Genomic DNA, 19,564 nt, shown 5'->3' with positions numbered 1-19,564 from the left:
TATACATTTTATGCCTTCAACTATCGAAGTTATTGAAGATCAAGAAAACTGGAATCAACTTTTGGAAAAAGTTGATGGACATGACTTCTATCATACATTTGATTATCATCAATTGTCCAAATCGGATGATGAAAAACCAATTCTTATTAAATATGAATATGAAAATAAGATTATTGGTTTGCCACTTTTGATGAGAAAAATATTTGATACGGATTACTTCGATATAACTTCTGTGTATGGATATGCAGGACCTTTGTCAAAAAATATAGATGAATCTTTTGATGCTGATGATTTTAAAAAGCAATTGGAAGCGTTTTTTAAAGAAAATAAGATAGTATCAGTTTTTACCCGGTTAAATCCATATATACAACATCAAGAGGTAATACTTGGTGGTCTGGGCGAAATAAAAACATTAAGTAAGATTGTCAATATTAATTTGACTAGAGATTTAGATATACAGAGAAGTTTTTTTTCTAAAACTACCAAAAGGTATATTAATAAAGCTCGAAAACAATGCACAGTGCGAAATATTGAGTCTGAAGACGATATTATTATCTTTAAAGAGTTATATTATGAAAATATGGATAGGGTTAATGCAAAAGAATCCTATTATTTTCCAGAGAATTACTTCAATAGTTTTATAAATAGTAAAGAGATTAATACCGATGTGTTATTTGCAATACACAACGAAACTAATAAGATTATTTCTGCTGCGATGATGGTAAAAACCAATAAAATTATTCAATACCATATATCAGGCACAAGAAATGATTACCTATATTTAACACCAATTCGTCTTTTAATTGATGAAATGAGAATAAGAGGAACTCAGGAAAATTATACGTGTTTTAATCTTGGTGGAGGCCTGGGAAACCAAGAAGATTCTCTGTTTAAATTTAAAGCTTCTTTTTCTAAAGATTCTAAAGATTTTAAAATTTGGAAATTTATAGTGAATCAGGAAATTTATGATAAATTAACGAACCAATATGCTCCGACTATGTCTAGTGACTTTTTTCCGAAATATAGGGGGTAAGGTATTCTGAAATCGCTTTGGCGATTAGATCTCTTCCTCGATTATTCCAGTGTCTATCATAGACCAAAGTGGTGGCCTTTTTAGAATTTTCAAATTTTTGAGAAAAATCAATGTATTTAAAACCATTTTTTTTGAGATAATCCATAAATAATGGACTAGTTATTCGTGTGTCTAGTAAAAGAACATTGCGCTTTTTATTGTATCCGTATTTGTTTATTAGACTCTTAAAGTTTTCCAGGTTCTTATTATCCTTTTCTATTTTTTGCTTCTGATCTTCTTTCTTATTTTTAGCACTAGGAGCTTTTGCAGGTTTTAAAATACTAAGAACTCTGCGTACTAATTGTTTTGGAGGATCTAGAATGCCAATACTTTTGCAGTATACCAATAATTTACTTTTTCTAAGTAATCTATTCATTGAAGACTCTAATTGCAGTCTTTCTTGTATTACTTTATATTCACCACGTGTGAGATCATTCGAAAATTTTATACCTAATATAACGTGGTCAATAAGCTCAAATTGTTTTTTATAAGAGTAAATAAGATGTAATTGATCAGCAAAATCATAGCCGGCATATCCGTATTCATATACTTCGACTTCTGGGATAATTTTTTCTATTTTTTTTCCAATAGAATTATGATAATCTTGATGAAATCCTTGTATATAAGAATCTCCTACGATAGCGATTTCAATTTTATCTTTTGTGGGTGTAAACTCTCGATAAGAATTATATCCTGATTTGTTTATATAATATTTAGAAAAATTCTGCCTGCGATTACCTGTTACAGAAATACCTTGTTGATTAGGAACCCATTTCTCTACCTGATATTCATCTAAAAACCTACTAGGAGTGTCTTTTCCTAAGTGAAAAACTCTAACAAGTAGTTCTAATAATATAAGTATCAGAAACATATAAAGCATACTTTTTAAAATCAACTTTTTCATAATCAATACTATTAATTAAAACTGAAAATAAATAAACGATCTGTCAACAAGATCATCGTAGAATAGCAGCATTGCTAAAATTACTACGGTATACACCAAAAACCGTACAAGTTTGGATTTAAATTTAAACGGAGCTCGTTCATCTCTTCTAATCCTAAATTCGTATAAAGTAAATATAGCCAGTAGTATAAAATAATCAATCATTCTATAGCCTAATGGATGTTCATAGATTTCGAATCTAAAATCAGCAACTAGTTGTTTCAGGAATCCTAAGGCATCGGTTATAGATTCTGATCTAAAAAACACTCTTGAAAATGTTACAAGCAAAAAGGTTGATAACATTTGAAGGATTTCTTTTATAGAAGGGAACCAGGAATTTTCGGCAACGACAGTATTCATATAAATACGATTTCTACCCATCAAAAAGACAGGTATATATAATATAGCGTGTATTAACCCCCAAATTATAAACGTCCAGTTTGCACCATGCCAAAATCCACTAACAAGAAAGATAATTGCAATGTTACGCACAGCTTTGAGTTTGCTTACTCTACTTCCTCCTAGCGGGATGTATAGATAATGCCTGAACCAGGTAGATAATGATACATGCCATCGTTGCCAATATTCAGCAACATTTCTTGCAAAATTTGGAAACTTGAAATTAGACATAAGTTCAATCCCAAAAAGTTTGGAAGTTCCAATAGCAATGTCAGAGTATCCGCTAAAATCTCCATACACCTGAAAACTGAATAGACAAACACCTAAAATAAGTGTAGAGGCAGGGTAGGAGCCATAGTTTGCAAAGATATCATCTACAATTGGAGCAATGGCGTCTGCAATAACTACTTTTTTGAATAAACCCCAAACAATCAGTTTTACACCTTCAGTACATTGTTTATAGTTAAAAGTCCTTTTAGCATCTATTTGTGATAATAAATTAGAAGCCCTTTCAATTGGACCGGCCACTAATTGAGGGAAAAAACTTACAAAAGTAGCAAATGCAATAAAATCTCTGGTTGGTTTTAATCTCTTGTAGTAAATGTCTAGAGAATAAGACATGGTTTGAAAAGTATAAAAAGAAATCCCAACAGGCAAAATAATTTGTAATGTCCAGGTACTGTGTGATGTATATCCAAGCAGCTCAGTAAAATCAATCCATGAATCGATAAAGAAATTAAAGTATTTAAAAAAGCCTAAAAGCCCTAGATTAAAAATAACACTTATCCATAACCAGTTTTTTCTACTTCTATCCGATTTGCTATTATGGATTGATTGTCCAACAAAAAAGTCAACAACGGTACTGGCAAAGATAAGAAACAAGAAACGCCAATCCCACATTCCATAAAATAAGTAACTAGCGCCTAAAACAAAGGTGTTTTGTAACTTTAATTGTTTATTGAATAGGCACCAATATAATATAAAAGTTATTGGTAGAAATATAAAAAAATCTAAAGAATTAAATAACATATGCTGTCATTAAAAATATAAAATCCAAGGGGGGGGTAGTTACTATAAAACAGGTAGTAAAAAAACTAATGTTTATAAGTTCGGCAAATTTTGTTTAATTAATTTAATAAATCAAGAATTATTTTGTTTTTTTCATTTTTGTTAGCTTATATATAGTTATAAACCATTTTTTTACTACTCACACAGGGGGAAAAAACCTATGAATAAACAGGCAATTAACTGGTTATAATTATGGTTTTAACAGCTATCATTGCAGTATAATTAAAAACTATTGATAGTAAGATAACACCGAATAAATCTTTAATAATAGTTGGTTAAAAAATGCAAAAAATACATTTTAGATGTAGGTTATTAGATAAAACAGTCATTTTATCTGTTTTTATAAGTGTTTTTAAAACTTAATTCATAGTATTTTTCTTACGGGAATTCTCTCGTTTGAGCATTATTTTTAAATCACTTATGCTGTTAAACGCATTTTTTAAGTATTCTATCTAAAAAATGAAAAATTAGATAGATATTAAAATTAACTGAACTATTTTAGCAGTGGTTAAAACAAGTAAGAGTAAATTTTTTAAGTTTTGGAAGTGCTACCCCCTTCTTCCTCAAATTTTTTTTTAATTGCCATGAAAAATATCTGTGATTATAACTTTGTGTTATAATGATGGGTGTTAAAATATTGTTCATTATTAATTGGGAAAAATATGAATGCAATAGAGTCCAAAAGGATATGGCTGTCGTCTCCGCATATGGGTGGGACTGAACAGGAATATGTTAAAAAAGCATTTGATACTAATTGGGTTGCACCTTTAGGTCCGAATGTTGATGGTTTCGAAAAAGATCTTGAGAACTATCTGGATAGTGATATTCATGCAGGAGCACTTAGCTCGGGTACTGCATCATTACATCTGGGATTACAGTTATTAGGCGTAACAAGAGACGATGAAGTATTATGTCAGAGCATGACATTTTCAGCTTCTGCAAATCCCATAGTATATTTGGGAGCAAAGCCTGTCTTTATTGATAGCGAGTCTCAGACTTGGAATTTGTGTCCAGAACAACTAGAGATTGCCATAAAGGATAGAATTTCTAAAGGAAAGAAACCAAAAGCAATAGTAGCGGTTCATTTATATGGTATGCCATATAATGTAGACGCGATTCATAAAATAGCTTCAGAATATGATATTCCTGTTTTAGAAGATAGTGCCGAAGCTCTGGGTAGTTCCTATCACAAAGTAAAGTGTGGGACTTTTGGAGATATCGCTATTTTATCTTTTAATGGAAATAAAATAATTACTACCTCTGGAGGAGGAGCATTACTATCCAAAACGAAAGAATTTAGGGACAAAGCAATCTTTCTGGCTACTCAGGCAAGAGATAATGCTCCGCATTATGAACATTCTGAAATTGGTCACAATTATAGAATGAGTAATATTCTTGCAGGGATAGGAAGAGGACAAATGGAAGTTTTGGATGCTCATGTTGACAAAAGACGTAGTAATTTTAACTTTTATAAAAATAATTTAGGTGATTTTTCTGAAATTAAATTTTTAGAAGAACCCTCAGGCTTTTATTCTAACAGGTGGCTTACTTGTATAGAGACAAGCTCTAATGAATTGAAAGAGAGTATACGATTAGCTCTTGCTAAAGAAAATATAGAATCTCGACCTTTATGGAAGCCCATGCATCTTCAGCCAGTTTTTGAAGAATGTGATGCGTATCTCAATGGAATTTCTGACGATTTATTTGATAGAGGACTCTGCTTACCAAGCGGCTCCAATCTTGAAGAAGATGATTTGTTTAGAATAACATCAGTAATTAAAAACATATTGAGATGATTAAAGACTATATAATTAATAATTCTCATAAACATGCGTCTAAGTGGCTTGTTTTAGGTATTGATGTAGCAATCACTATTTTTAATTTCTTTTTAGCGTATGTAATTAGATTTGGGATCACTTTAGATTTTGATACCATTAGTTTAGTATATCAATTACCTGTAGTAGTCGCGCTTTCTGGGATTAGTTTTTTACTAATAGGTTCCTATAAAGGTGTTGTAAGGCATACAGGCATGAGAGATGCCTATAATCTATTTCTTGCTGTAACAGTATTGATAGCATTGAGTGGAGCATTAATGGTTTCTAGTAGATTATCTTTAATACCTGAACTTCTCAATATTCCCGTATCCATCATATGCATTCACTATCTTTTGAATATTATTACGCTTACAACAAGTCGTTTATTATTTAAGTATTGCTATCATTATATAAAATCAAAACTTGGAGATTCTTCCAGAATTTTGATATATGGAGCTGGTGATTCAGGTTTGATAACACTGGCTGCTGTGACTAATGATTCTCATAAGTCCGTAACAGTTGTAGGATTTGTTGATGATAACCCTCAGAAAATAGGAAAAACAATTAATGGGATAAGAGTCTTTGGTTCTAAGCTGATAGATCAGAGTTTTGTGAGCAAGAATAATGTAAACGAAATTATTGTATCTATTCCTCATATAGATAAAAAGAGATTATCCGATATTTCGGATAAACTGCTTAAGTTATCAGTAAAGGTTAAGATTATACCTGCTGTAAATGACTGGATTGATGGTAAATTAAATGTTTCCCAGATTAAACCAATACAAATAGAGGATTTATTAGATAGAGCTCCTATTGCGTTAGAGAATCAAAATATAAAGAAAGAACTTGAAGGCAAAGTAATAATGATTACTGGCGCGGCAGGTTCTATTGGAAGTGAAATCGTTAGACAAGCTTCTTTATATGCTTATAAGCATTTAGTACTCGTTGATCAGGCAGAGTCTCCTCTATATGATTTACAACAAGAATTATTGAGTAAAGGTGTAGATAATTTTACTCCAATAGTAGCTGATATAAGAGATCATCAGCGGATAGAGACTATTTTTGAAAAATTCAGACCCAATATGGTATTTCATGCAGCAGCATATAAGCACGTGCCATTAATGGAGAATAATCCTTGTGAAGCTATTAAGATAAATGTTCTGGGAACAAGGAAGCTGGCAGATTTGTCAAGTGAATTTAATGTTGATAAATTTGTTTTTGTATCTACGGATAAGGCTGTGAATCCTACGAATGTAATGGGTGCTACAAAAAGAGTAGCTGAAATGTATATTAAATGCCTGCATAATCGAAGTAAAACTAAGTTTATAACCACGCGGTTCGGAAATGTATTAGGTTCTAATGGTTCTGTTATTCCTTTATTTAAGAAACAAATAGAAAAAGGAGGACCATTAACGGTTACACATAAAGATGTAACACGCTTCTTTATGACAATACCGGAAGCATCTCAATTAGTAATTGAAGCAGGGACTATGGGTAATGGAGGCGAAATATTTATATTTGATATGGGAGAGTCTGTAAAAATATTTGACTTGGCTAAAAAGATGATTCGACTATCAGGTTTAAATTACCCTAATGATATTGATATTGAAATATCCGGACTAAGACCAGGAGAGAAGTTATACGAAGAGTTATTGGCAGACACCGAAAATACATTACCAACGTATCATAAAAAAATTATGATTAGTAAGCATGATGAAGGAGACTGCTCATTGGTACTTGACAAAATTGATGATTTATGTATTATGAATTTGTTAAACCAAGATAATCTCATAGTTAGTAAGTTAAAAGAAATAGTGCCAGAATTTATTTCCAAAAATTCAACTTTCGAAAGTATTGATAAGAAGAGAGTTGATAATTATAAAGCACCAGATAAAAATCCTTCACACAATCGAAAGCGTACTTTTTTAGTTTAAAAATTGATAATTTGATAGATTAATACAGATATTTTTATTTATTTGTATTGGGTTTCAATGCCTAAAAAAATTCTTAATAAAGAATAAACTATATCATTTAATTTATTGATCAAAGAAAGTATAGGACTATATTTCTCTAATTATAAAACTGGATAAACCCCATTTAAGAACATTATATTTTGATATGAAAAATTACAGACTGTTATTTCCTTTTTTCTTATGCTTATTATTTTTTTCCTGTAAAGCACCCAAAGATGTTTTGTATTTTCAGGATCTGAATGAATCTGGAACAGATTTAGCAATAAAAAAGTATGTTCCGCTATTTCAAGTAGGAGATGTAGTAAGTGTTTCTATATCCGCTTTGGATATGCAGGCGGTAGCACCTTTTAATCCTTTTATTGGTATACCTAATGCTACGAATGGTTTACAGAGTGATAGGTCGGCAAATACTAATAATCGTAATGCACCTACGTATTTAATAGATGCCAATGGTAATATAGATTTTCCAGTTTTAGGCTCTATGAAAATTGAAGGCCTAAATAGCATGGAGGCAAAGGCTTTGTTTAAAAAAAAATTAGGAATCTATGTCAAAGATCCAATAGTTAATATTAGAATAGAAAATTTTAAGGTTACTGTTCTTGGAGAGGTTAATAGACCTGGTACCTTTACAATACCAAATCAAAAGATTACTGTGATTGAAGCGTTAGGTCTTGCAGGTGATATGAGAATCAAAGGTAAGAGAAAAGATGTCATTGTGGTTAGAGAAAGTAATGGAGTTAAGAAATCTTATATAGTTGATATGACTTCCAAATCCATTTTTGCTTCAGATGCATATTATCTGATGCAAAACGATGTGGTATATGTTCAACCTAATAAATCACAAATAAGAAGCTCGAATAATAATGGAAGAACTGCCAGTATTATTATTAGTTTAACAGCAGTTCTTTTATCCGGTTTAAATTTATTACTTAGATAATTTAGAGTATATCCCTTATGTCAATTAATTTGAAATCTGAAATCAGGAATCATCAAAATACTTTAGGTAATTTTGATAATACACTTAAAAATACATTGCTTAGGTATTTAAAAAAATGGTATTGGTATGCCATATGTGTATTGATTACTTTATCCTTGGCTTTTATTTATCTTAGATATACACCGCCACAATATAAGGTAACATCAAAAATTTTAATTGATGATAGTAATGAGTCGAACTCTGGACCGGATCTGTCTACATTCAATGATTTAATGGTTTTTAATAAATCAAAAAGTAAGCTTGAAAATGAAATAGAGTTATTACGTTCAAGAAACTTGATGATTAAAGTGATTAAAAAATTAGAGCTTAATGTAAGGTATTATAAAAAAGGTAGGGTATTAGAGGTTGAAGATTACCCAGAATCTAACATAAGTATTAATCTAGTTTCTGATGATTCTATTTTTAACAAACGAAAAATCAGTTTTCCAGTAAGAATAGATTCTGAGGAAAGTTATACAATTCTAGATGAAAAAAATGATAATGCTGAAATTATTGCGTCAAAATTTGGAGCAACTACAAAAACTGAATTTGGAGATATAATTATTACTCCCAATACAGATGATTTAGAGAATCGAAAAGGTCAGATCATTAAAATAGAAATCGTTCCGCTGGAAAGGTTAGCTGATAGCTATAATCGAAAGTTAAGTATATCACAAGTAGGAGAGCAATCTACGGTTTTAAACATATCCTTTCAGGATTTGGTTAAGGAAAAAGCAAGAGATATTCTGAATACACTTATCGAACAATATAAAGCGGATGATATTCAGCGTAAAAAGACAGTTTCTAAAAAAACGACCAAGTTTGTCAATGAAAGAATTTCAGATATAGAAGAAGACCTTACTACTGTTGATAATGAATCTGCAGGCTATAAATCAAAAAACCTATTGACAACGGATATAGGAACACAAAGTCAAAGATTGGCAGAGAATGACTCAAGAAACCTAAGAGAAATCAATACAATAAACAATCAGATGATCCTGATTGAAGAAATGAGGCGTTATGTTGCAGATCAACAAGGAAAGTTTAATATGATTCCTTCTAATTTAGGGTTTAGTGATGGAGGTATTCTGGATCTTGTCGGGAGATATAATGCATTAATTGCCAGGAGAAATAGTCTTTTAAGAAGTTCTAGTGAGCAAAACCCTATCGTCGTAACTCTAGATGAACAAATTGTAAGTCTTCAAGGTGCTTTGTTAAGCAGTCTAAATAATTTAAAAAACTCTACAGGAATTACGCTTAAAAACTTAGAAGATCAAAATAGATATTTTACTGGGAAATTATATAGAGCACCCAAGCAGCAAAAGGATTTAATTGATATACAACGTAAGATCAATATTAAAGAAGATTTGTTTTTATATCTTTTAAAAAAGAAGGAAGAAGCAGCGATTACAAGTCAGATTACAGAATCAAACATATATGTAGTTGATGAGGCAATAGTGACCAGAGCCATGACTCCGGTATCTCCAAAAAGGAAAATAATATACTTAGGGGCTTTGCTCCTTGGTTTTTTGATTCCTACATCATTTTTATATATACATGATTTAATGGATGTAAAGGTCAGATCTAAAAGTGATGTAGAATCTTTATTGACTATTCCTTTTATGGGATCTATACCTAAAGCCAAAACTAAGAAAAATAAGGTTGTAGTATCTAAAAATAGTAGAACATCTATTTCAGAAGCGTTTAGGATACAAAGAACGAATCTTGATTTTTTAATGGCTGGTTCGCAGAAAAAATCTGGTAAAATAGTGTTTGTTACTTCTACAATTTCTGGAGAAGGAAAAACGCTGGTTTCCTCTAATTTAGCAAAAACGTTAGCTATTTCTAATAAGAAAGTTGCTTACTTGGGAACAGATTTTAGAGATCCAAAAATACACAATTTTTTTGATCTATCCGGAGGAAGGGATACTATAGGATTTACAAATTATATTATGAATTCTGATATCGCTACAAAAGATATTGTATATAAGACAGGAGAAGAAGACTCTCTGTATATCATTCCTTCTGGATTAATACCTCCTAATCCTGCAGAGTTACTTATGAATGATCGAGTAAAAGAGATGTTTGATTATCTCGAAGCAAATTTTGATTATATCGTAGTAGATACTGCACCAGTTAGTTTGGTTACAGATACCCTATTAATTAGTCATTATGCAGATCTTTGTGTGTATATCGTGAGAGAAAATTATTCTGACAAGAGAATTTTAGAGGTGGCAGAAAATTTATATAGAAATGATCGCCTTCCTAATATGGCAGTGTTACTAAATGCGGAATCAAATAGTAATATTGGATACGGATATGGTTACCGAACCAAATCTTAACAGAAGATACTATTGTTGTTCATTATATCAACAATTTTCTGAGTATGTTTAGAAGAAAAACCTTTTTCTAATACTTCAAATTGTTGATAGTTATGAACATCAGAACCAGTAAAATCAATATATCCTTCTGTTATTAATTTAATAGCTGTTTTTTTTACCATTTCTCCATAATATCCTGATAAGGAAAGTAGGTTGAGCTGAAACAAAATACCAAGTTCTTTTAATTGGGCATATTTTTCTAAATGATTTTCATAAAAAGAATATCTTTCGGGATGTGCTAAAATAATAGTGTACCCCGCCAGTTTGGTTTCAAAAAGGATCTCATTAAGATTGATTGGCGGACTAAATGTTGACATCTCTACAAGTATGTATCTGTTATGCAGTGGTATAATATCTTTTTCTTTAACTCTTTGATAAAATAAATCATCCAGCATGTATTCAGCGCTTGCATGCAGACGTACATTAATATTTAATGATTTTAAGACTTCTTTCATTTCTATATGCTTACTTTGAATAGTCTCAGTGCTATTAGGCCACATTTCCTGCATGACGTGTGGAGTTGTAATAATTTTCTTTACACCTAATTTTTCAAACTGTTCTATAATGAAAGCTGATTGATATACAGTTTTAACTCCGTCATCTATGTTTGATAGCAAATGAGAATGAATATCAACATAGTCATCTGGAATTATTTCTTTTAGGGGAATTTCTTTTCTTGATAAAAATTGCAAATTGTGTCTTTGTTTTGGGGATTGGGGAAAATAAAGTTTTATGCTTCAATTCATATGAAAGATATATAATTTATGACAAAAATAGGTGTAAAAAGAAAAATTATTATAGAAAAAGAACTGTTTAAGAATATCATTTCTTAAACAGTTTTTCATTTTATAAAGAAAATTATATACCTATTTTATCTTTTTGTAATATCTCCTGATCCAGATACTTTTTTATCTTCTTTTTCTGGGTTACCTTGATAATCAATATCTCCTGATCCGATTACACGTGCTTTCAATGAATGTGTAGAAGTTATCTTAATATCTCCAGACCCGGTTACAGATGCATCTACATTTTTAGCTTTTAGATCAAAAGCTTTTACATCTCCTGATCCTGTTACATTACATTTTAGACTTTCTGTAATACCTTTTAACGTGAGGTCACCACTCCCGGATACAGAACTTTCAATATCTCTGGCTTCTATAGATAATCTGATATCTCCTGATCCCGAAACCCTGGTTTTAAATGAATTAATTTTAATAATATCTTCAGTGTAAATATCTCCAGAGCCTGATAAACTTACTTGAGTAATATCAATAAAAGGTACCGTAATAAGTATCTTCTTGTTTTTACTTGGTTTTAAGTAGTATTCTTTTTCTACATAAATCTTTAATATATCATCTTTAACCTCTATAGTGATATATTGTATTAGATTACTTTCTGCATCGATCTTGATGTTCCCTTCAGTTCCCGATATTAGAACTACATCAAGACTACCGTTTAGTTTTACCTGATCATATTCAGGCAATTTTCTGGTTTTGGAAACCATAGTACCATTACCTTCTATTTTTTTACCCTTTCCCCACCACTGTGCTTGTAGAGGAGATACACTAAATACTATAAGGATTAAAATGATTGTTACTGTTCTCATAATTGATTGAATATTTACTGTTTAATTTTTTCTAAGTTTTACGCCACCATAACTCGTGGTGATATTAATAGTATTTCCACTATTTTTTTCACCGTAGTAACCTTGGTAATTATTACTGGAATTTTCTTTGCTTTTTTTCATGATGTTTACATCTTCCTCCACTTTTATACTTCCATAGGATGTTTTTATGATAAAATCAAAGCTTAAAGAAGGTTCGTAACCAATTTTTATACCAGTATAATCTGTTTTTATAACTACATCTCTTGTGGAAGCTTTTAGGTTTAGGATACCTATTGAACCATAATCAGAATTAATATTCAGGCTATTACTGACATTACCAATATTGGTATCCAGATAATCTCCATTTCCTTTAAGTGATCCTATGTTTTCTAATGTAAGACTTCCATAGTCGCAATTATAATTAAGTTCCTCAACGTTCTCTATTTTTGATTGTGTATAATCAGCACTTAGTTGTATTTTTCTTGCTTTTTTTACTGTAAAATCAGAATAATCTGCATTGATTTTACCGTTTTTCATATATTCAATAGTGCTGTTATGGGTATAATCAATATTGATATAATTATCATTGCCCATCAATTCTCCTACAATAATTTGCCCGTAGTCGCAATTAATTTTTGCATTGCCATTAATTTTATCCAAGGTAATACTCCCATAATCATTATTTAAATCAACATTATTATTAATTGGGACTTTTACAGTGTAATTGATTTCTAATTTTAAATTATTGCTCCCCCAACTGTCAGTGAATTTTCCCCACCATGATTTTCCATCTTTATCAAAAACTGTTCGGGCACTGACCATATCAGAAGAAGCTTCAAATAGTACATCAATACTTTCTAATTTGCGTACTACTTTCTCTTCATCATTTCCGTTCACTTTTATATTAATTTCGAGAACAACTCTATTTTCATTCCAGGAAGTTATATCCAGGTTTCCGTAGTCATTACTTATTTTTAGCAAAGCATTGCTATTTACAGAATATTCTTTTTTCAAAGATTTTTCTTTAGTGTATTTTCCTTTTATTTTGCCATCATTACCAGCTAATACCATCGTAGGGATAAGGAATAATAGGCAAATTATGTTAAAGTATATTGTTTTCATTTTTTAATAATTTTAATGCGTTGACATCGTTGATTTTTTCTAATACTTCTTCTAGTAAAGAAGCTCTTTTTTGAAAATTTGTAATCATAGCACTAATTACACGCTTATCATTACCACTCTGTACAAGATCTTTTTTTAGAGTTTCATAATTAGATTCTAATTTTTCTAACTGTTTCATAACATCTCTTACTAATTCATCTGTTTCCGTAGAAGAGTTTTTATTAATTTCTTCTAACTGTGCCTGTATGGCAACGGTAAAGAAATTTTGTGCATCTTCCATTTGTGGAGAAACACTAGATAAATCCGCTGTTTCATTTGTGTTTATTAGAGGTGTAATTAATGTTATTCCGAATAAAATAGTTATAGAAGCAGCAATGGCTATAATCTTAGTCCAATTTTGCTTTTTAGGTTGTTGCAAGGTGATTAATTTGTTATGCTCTTGTAACTTTTCAAAAAAACGTACTTGATGATTATCAGATGGTTCAGATATATCTAGTTGATTTTCCATGCGTTTAAATAACTGTTCTATTTCGTCTTCTTTTTTCATGCGATTTGTAATTTTTTCCGCAAACTTTCTTTTGCACGAGAAATAAGTGTTCGACAATTAGAATATGATATATTCATAATTTCACAAATTTCTTCATAATCATATCCTTCGATTAGATGTAATGATAAAACTGTACTATAACTTTCTTTTAATTGACCTAGTGTGTTTAGAACATTGTTCGCTTTGATAGTGGTTATATCCTGCTGTACAATCCCTTCTGTATCTGTAAGTGCATATTCAACGGTTTCCAGAGGGACGTTACCTTGAGTATTACGCTTACGAGATATTGTAAGACTGGAATTAATCACTATTTTTTTTAACCACGAACCAAACATTTTATCATCTTCGAGCATCGGAAGTTTTGTAAATGCCGTTAAGAAAGCTTCTTGCATCACATCTTCTGCCTCTGCAGAATCTTTTATAATTCGATACGAAGCATTGTACATTGCTTTATAATATCGGTTATAAATTTCCATCTGTGCATTCTGATCGTGATTACGACATTTTTCTATCAGTTGCTCAGTATTTAATTTGGTTAGTGTCAAAAATTTCAGTTTACTTTATATAAAGATATATATTGATTCTTTTTGTTACAGTTTTGCTATTTTATTTTTTTTGGTTGTGGCATAACAATTGAATTAATATTTATCAAAATGAATCTAAATAGCTTATTTTACTAGCTTTATACGATTTGTTTTTAGTAAGCTTTAATTTTTGAATACTTGTTGTTTTGTAGTAATGACAAAATGACTTTGATATAAACATATGACGAAATCTAAATTAACAACACTTGACAGTTTGTCATTTCAGGGAATAAATGAAGATGCAGAATTAATACCTTTAATGACTCCAGAGGACGAAGAAGAAATAGATAAGGAAGAGCTACCAGAGATTCTTCCTATATTACCCTTAAGGAACACAGTTTTATTTCCTGGTGTGGTGATTCCAATTACGGCAGGTCGTGATAAATCTATAAAACTTATTAATGAAGCAAATAATGGAAATAAAACCATTGGAGTTGTTTCTCAAAAAGAAGAGGAAGTAGAGAATCCAACATCAAAGGATATAAACAAAATAGGCGTAGTAGCTCGAATTTTGAGAGTTCTTAAAATGCCAGATGGCAATACTACAGTAATTTTGCAAGGGAAAAAGAAATTTAAAATTCAGGAAATTTTAGAAGAAACCCCGTATATAAAAGCAAAAGTTTCTGAAGTGCCCGAAATCAGACCTTCAAAAGAAAATCAGGAGTTTAGTACAATTATTGATTCGATCAAAGAACTCGCTTTAGAAATAATAAAAGAGAGTCCTAATATTCCTTCAGAAGCATCTTTTGCTATAAAGAATATAGAAAGTAATTCTTTTTTAATCAATTTTGTATCCTCTAATCTCAATCTTTCTGTAGAAGAGAAACAAAAGGTGTTAGAGATCGAAAGTATACAAGATAGAGCTTTGGCAGCACTAAAATATATGAATATGGAATTCCAGAAATTAGAATTAAGGAATGATATTCAAAACAAAGTGCAGCACGATATGAGCCAGCAACAACGGGAGTATTTTTTGCATCAGCAAATGAAGACTATTCAGGAAGAGCTTGGTGGCGTATCTCATGAGGATGAGATAGAAGAGATGCATCAACGTAGTAAGGATAAAAAATGGGACAAGGATGTTAAAAAACATTTTGATAAAGAATTGTCCAAGATGCGTCGTATGAACCCACAGGTTGCAGAGTATTCTATACAGAGAAATTATCTTGATTTATTTCTTGATCTGCCCTGGAATGTTTACAGTACCGATAAATTTGATCTGAAACGCGCTAAAAAAGTTTTGGATCGAGATCACTATGGATTAGACGAAGTAAAGAAGCGCATTATTGAATATTTGGCAGTACTCAAATTACGTAATGATATGAAATCTCCAATATTGTGTCTGTATGGACCTCCGGGAGTTGGTAAGACGTCTTTAGGAAAATCTGTTGCAGAAGCATTGGGTAGAGAATATGTTAGAATATCTCTTGGAGGACTAAGAGATGAAGCCGAAATAAGAGGGCATAGGAAGACTTATATAGGGGCAATGCCTGGTAGAATTATCCAGAGCCTTAAAAAAGCAGGAACAAGTAATCCAGTGTTTGTTCTGGATGAAATAGATAAATTATCAATAGGAAATCAAGGAGATCCTTCCTCGGCTTTGTTAGAAGTGTTAGATCCGGAGCAAAATTCTGAATTTCATGATAACTTTCTTGAATTAGGATTTGATTTATCAAAGGTAATGTTCATAGCAACATCTAATAGTCTTAATACAATACAACCTGCTTTAAGAGATCGTATGGAGATAATTAATGTGACGGGCTATACTGTAGAAGAGAAAGTAGAAATAGCAAAACAACATTTGTTACCAAAGCAATTGGTAGAACATGGTCTTGATAAAACACATCTCAAGATAGGTAAGCTCCAGCTGGAAAAAATTGTTGAAGGGTATACCAGAGAATCTGGAGTACGTGGATTAGAGAAACAGATTGCAAAAGTGGTAAGATACGCTGCAAAGAATATTGCCATGGAGGAAGAATATAATATCAAGGTGAGTAATGATGATATTATAGAAGTGCTAGGTGCTCCCAGGCTGGAAAGAGATAAATATGAAAATAATGAAGTAGCAGGTGTTGTCACAGGATTAGCCTGGACTAGTGTAGGAGGAGATATACTATTTATAGAATCAATTTTATCTAAGGGAAAAGGGAATCTTACCATTACTGGGAATTTAGGAAAAGTAATGAAAGAGTCTGCAACGATCGCTATGGAGTATATTAAGGCTAATGCAGATTCTTTTGGACTCAATCCAGAAATATTTGAGAAATATAACGTACATATCCACGTTCCGGAAGGAGCTACTCCAAAAGATGGCCCTAGTGCAGGAGTAACTATGCTGACCTCATTAGTTTCGTTATTTACACAGCGAAAAGTAAGAAAAAGTATCGCAATGACTGGCGAAATTACATTGAGAGGTAAGGTACTACCAGTGGGAGGTATTAAAGAAAAAATCCTTGCAGCAAAAAGAGCCCATATTAAAGATATATTGATGTGTGCCGATAATAAAAGAGATATTGATGAAATAAAACCAGAATACCTGAAAGGACTTACTTTTCATTATGTAAAAGATATGAGTGAAGTCTTGGATTTGGCACTTACAAATAGTAAGGTTAAAAATGCTAAGAAACTTTAACTGTCTTATGTTTTTATAAAAAAGCCACCTAATTTTTTAGGTGGCTTTTTTATTTTGAAGTATAAATTAAAATAACTGCTTTTTATTTTGAGAATTTCAAAACCAGAAATGATATAAAATTCTGAAATCTATAGGCTATTATAATTATTTATTCTTTTGCTTTTAACCAGTTAGCCCTTTTTTCCAGCGCTTTTTTACTTGGTTTTGTGTATTGAGTTACCTTGATCATTGGGTTTACCCCTAATTTTACTATTGCTTTTTTCTCATTCCCTAAACGCTGGAATACGATGGTAGATTTTTTACCTGGTTTAAGTTTGTTTAGGACTTCCTTAAATTGTTCCTCTGTAGAAAAGGATTGATTATCAATAGCAATAATGATATCTCCTTTCTCTAGTCCAATAGTATATGCCGGAGTTCCTTTTTTTACGTATTCAGAAATTACAGCCATATCATCATCATTAAATTTTACTTCAATCCCTAAATATGCTTTCTTTAGGTTAGTTTTTAGATAGATTGCAACAGATCCCAGTAGTTTTTTATAGTCGGGTGTTTGATTATCAAAAATGTATTTTTCGAAGAAATTATCTGCAAAAGATTCTCCAGCATATTCTCTTAATGTAAAGAATAAATTTTCGATAGTATATGGAATTTCTGTTTTTCCGTATTTGGTCCAGATTAGTTTTAAATAATCATCAAGAGTAAGATCATCCTTATCTCTTAAGGATAGGTCTAAAGCCAATGCTAACATATTTCCATAAGAATAATAAGATATAAATGTGTTATCCTTGTTTGTTGGATCTATGGATACAGCAGCATCCACAAGTGGAGCCTGATAGCTCATTTCGATAGGGTTAAAATATTTCAAAGCGGGAGATTTCCAAACACTATTATAGGTGTCAGTTAGACTGTCGATATATTCATCTTGGGTAATAATACCAGCTCTACATAAAATCAGATTTGTATAATAGCTCGTAAACCCTTCAGCAAACCATAATTCGCCAGACATATTTGCCTTCTCAAAATCAAAAGGTTCTAATGATATTGGTCGAATACGTTCTACATTCCAAGAATGAAAAAATTCGTGAGCAGCAGTCCCTAAATTTTTTTTCATACCTTCTTCAGTAAGCCCTTGAGTATTGGTTAATACTGTAGAGTTACGATGTTCCATTCCGTCTTTTGAAACATAGGGCGTATAGCTGGCTAGAAAAATATATTCACCATAATCAAAATTAGGAAAATCTCCAAAAACAGCTTTTTCCTGTGCGACTATCTTTTTTATATGCTCAAAGTATGTATCAGCCTCTTCTTCAGTTCCTTCGTGAAGTAAAGCTAATTTTATGATATACTCTGTACCACCAGACGCTACTTTAAACTCTTTTAGTGTATGATCACTAAGCGCTACTGGGCTATCCATAAAATACTGAAGATTAGGTGCTAAAAAGCTATTTCCTCCCAATGGAATAAGTTGTGTAGCTGCTTTCCAGTTAAGATCTTCTCTTGCATAAAAGGTAACCTGTACAGGTCTTTCTTTTAATGTAGGGATATACATAAATGTAGCTGGTATATTGATGTGCGCATGAGTCTCATCTATTTGAGAATATGTACCATCAGCTCTATCAGCAAATAATGTATAAGAAAGGTTTATAGTACCATCGTGACCTGTAACATCCCATTGATGAGGGTTGGGTCTGGTCACAGTAACATCTTTTCCTTTGCTATCTGTGATTTTTACATTGTATACATTTTTAACAAATTCATGTAATGCATATCTTCCAGGAGAGGTTCGGCTCATTTTTAGAGAGATTGTACCACTTTCCAGATTTGTGAACTTAGCAGATATTTCAGCCTCATGATGTACAGCGTTTTTAAAAGAAATTTGATATTCATTTCGTACTTGAGCAAACCCCAATTGAACAATAAGAAGTAAAAGAACAATTTTACAAGATTTCATTAAAGATGTTTTTTATTAAATAAATACTACTGCGAAATATTAAACGCAATGTCAGGTAAAGGGAAAGTTTGTTTTTTAGGAGCACTGATTAACCTTATAAAAAATGAGGTTTTAGGGGGCTCAAAAATACAACAAACTCTCTATTGAGCAAATATATGAAAGCTAATTTGTACTTGTTTAGTCAAAAAGACATAATTTATCGACTAACCGTATGGTTTATACTTTTTTTATCTCGTAAAACCTGTTTTTTTGTAGGATTTTTTATAAAAACCCAGGTAGTTCTTAAGAATAAATGTTCTTATTTATACGATGTTTATATAAACTTGCGATAGGTATTATCATTAAAATTCGTATTTCGTGGATTTGTTCTGAGGTAGTTTACTGAAAAAAAAAATGTATGAATAAGTGTTTTGAGGGAATTTATATTAAAATTCTTAAAAATCTATGTTATTTTAAGCTTTGGATAGGCTATACGTTATTTTTAAATAATAAAAAT

Annotated in this window: 14 protein-coding genes; 6 read left to right on the top strand and 8 right to left on the bottom strand. The window is 31.3% G+C overall.

The features are described from left to right. The first annotated feature begins 10 nt into the window (after positions 1–10). A complete protein-coding gene (locus F0000_RS05590) occupies positions 11–1,033 on the top strand; it encodes a peptidoglycan bridge formation glycyltransferase FemA/FemB family protein (RefSeq protein WP_149623730.1) in 1,023 nt (340 codons plus the stop codon). Here the strand turns inward: F0000_RS05590 and F0000_RS05585 are convergent. Together F0000_RS05585 and F0000_RS05580 are read right to left on the bottom strand one after the other, a co-directional pair. After that, positions 1,002–1,943 carry a hypothetical protein gene (locus F0000_RS05585; RefSeq protein ID WP_255452628.1) on the bottom strand — a complete coding sequence of 314 codons (942 nt, stop codon included), beginning with the start codon at positions 1,941–1,943 and terminating at the stop codon, positions 1,002–1,004. The two genes, F0000_RS05590 and F0000_RS05585, sit on opposite strands and share 32 nt — an antisense overlap. 48 nt (positions 1,944–1,991) lie before the next feature. Continuing rightward, a complete protein-coding gene (locus tag F0000_RS05580) occupies positions 1,992–3,443 on the bottom strand; it encodes an MBOAT family protein (RefSeq protein ID WP_149623728.1) in 1,452 nt (483 codons plus the stop codon). A gap of 701 nt (positions 3,444–4,144) precedes the next feature. Between F0000_RS05580 and F0000_RS05575 the strand changes: the two genes are divergently transcribed. The 4 genes from F0000_RS05575 to F0000_RS05560 all read left to right on the top strand — a co-directional run bounded on the left by F0000_RS05575 (position 4,145) and on the right by F0000_RS05560 (position 10,587). Beyond that, a complete protein-coding gene (locus F0000_RS05575; protein ID WP_149623727.1) occupies positions 4,145–5,278 on the top strand; it encodes a DegT/DnrJ/EryC1/StrS aminotransferase family protein in 1,134 nt (377 codons plus the stop codon). Continuing rightward, positions 5,275–7,230 (top strand): nucleoside-diphosphate sugar epimerase/dehydratase, encoded by a 1,956-nt coding sequence (locus tag F0000_RS05570; RefSeq protein WP_149623726.1) that lies wholly within the window; start codon positions 5,275–5,277, stop codon positions 7,228–7,230. Before F0000_RS05575 ends, F0000_RS05570 begins: the two co-directional genes overlap by 4 nt. A 184-nt stretch (positions 7,231–7,414) precedes the next feature. Beyond that, complete coding sequence (locus F0000_RS05565; protein ID WP_149623725.1) at positions 7,415–8,206, top strand: polysaccharide biosynthesis/export family protein; 792 nt, start codon at positions 7,415–7,417, stop codon at positions 8,204–8,206. 17 nt (positions 8,207–8,223) lie between these two features. Further along, positions 8,224–10,587: a polysaccharide biosynthesis tyrosine autokinase gene (locus F0000_RS05560; protein WP_149623724.1), complete on the top strand. Its 2,364-nt coding sequence runs from the start codon at positions 8,224–8,226 to the stop codon at positions 10,585–10,587. On the opposite strand, the gene F0000_RS05555 is transcribed toward F0000_RS05560, so the two are convergent. The 5 genes from F0000_RS05555 to F0000_RS05535 form a co-directional block, all read right to left on the bottom strand. Beyond that, complete coding sequence (locus F0000_RS05555; protein ID WP_149623723.1) at positions 10,584–11,318, bottom strand: tyrosine-protein phosphatase; 735 nt, start codon at positions 11,316–11,318, stop codon at positions 10,584–10,586. The two genes, F0000_RS05560 and F0000_RS05555, sit on opposite strands and share 4 nt — an antisense overlap. A gap of 179 nt (positions 11,319–11,497) precedes the next feature. Further along, positions 11,498–12,232, bottom strand: coding sequence for a head GIN domain-containing protein (locus F0000_RS05550; protein ID WP_149623722.1), 735 nt, complete (start codon positions 12,230–12,232; stop codon positions 11,498–11,500). 21 nt (positions 12,233–12,253) lie between these two features. After that, a complete protein-coding gene (locus F0000_RS05545) occupies positions 12,254–13,354 on the bottom strand; it encodes a DUF4097 family beta strand repeat-containing protein (RefSeq protein ID WP_149623721.1) in 1,101 nt (366 codons plus the stop codon). Beyond that, the gene (locus tag F0000_RS05540; protein WP_149623720.1) at positions 13,335–13,901 is read right to left on the bottom strand and encodes a hypothetical protein; all 567 of its coding nucleotides are present in this window, start codon (positions 13,899–13,901) and stop codon (positions 13,335–13,337) included. The genes F0000_RS05545 and F0000_RS05540 overlap by 20 nt, the downstream gene beginning before the upstream one ends. Then, entirely contained in the window at positions 13,898–14,446 is a 549-nt protein-coding gene (locus F0000_RS05535) for an RNA polymerase sigma factor (RefSeq protein WP_149623719.1), read from the bottom strand. The genes F0000_RS05540 and F0000_RS05535 overlap by 4 nt, the downstream gene beginning before the upstream one ends. A gap of 220 nt (positions 14,447–14,666) precedes the next feature. Here F0000_RS05535 and lon point away from each other — a divergent pair, with 220 nt between their 5' ends. Further along, complete coding sequence (gene lon, locus F0000_RS05530) at positions 14,667–17,117, top strand: endopeptidase La (protein ID WP_149623718.1); 2,451 nt, start codon at positions 14,667–14,669, stop codon at positions 17,115–17,117. 148 nt (positions 17,118–17,265) lie between these two features. Here the strand turns inward: lon and F0000_RS05525 are convergent, their stop codons facing one another. Then, positions 17,266–19,068: a M61 family metallopeptidase gene (locus F0000_RS05525; protein WP_149623717.1), complete on the bottom strand. Its 1,803-nt coding sequence runs from the start codon at positions 19,066–19,068 to the stop codon at positions 17,266–17,268. Positions 19,069–19,564 lie beyond the last annotated feature (496 nt).

The organism is Aquimarina sp. RZ0 (assembly GCF_008370685.1).
In the GTDB taxonomy this organism is placed as follows: domain Bacteria; phylum Bacteroidota; class Bacteroidia; order Flavobacteriales; family Flavobacteriaceae; genus Aquimarina.
This window is presented reverse-complemented; position numbering and strand designations above follow the sequence as displayed.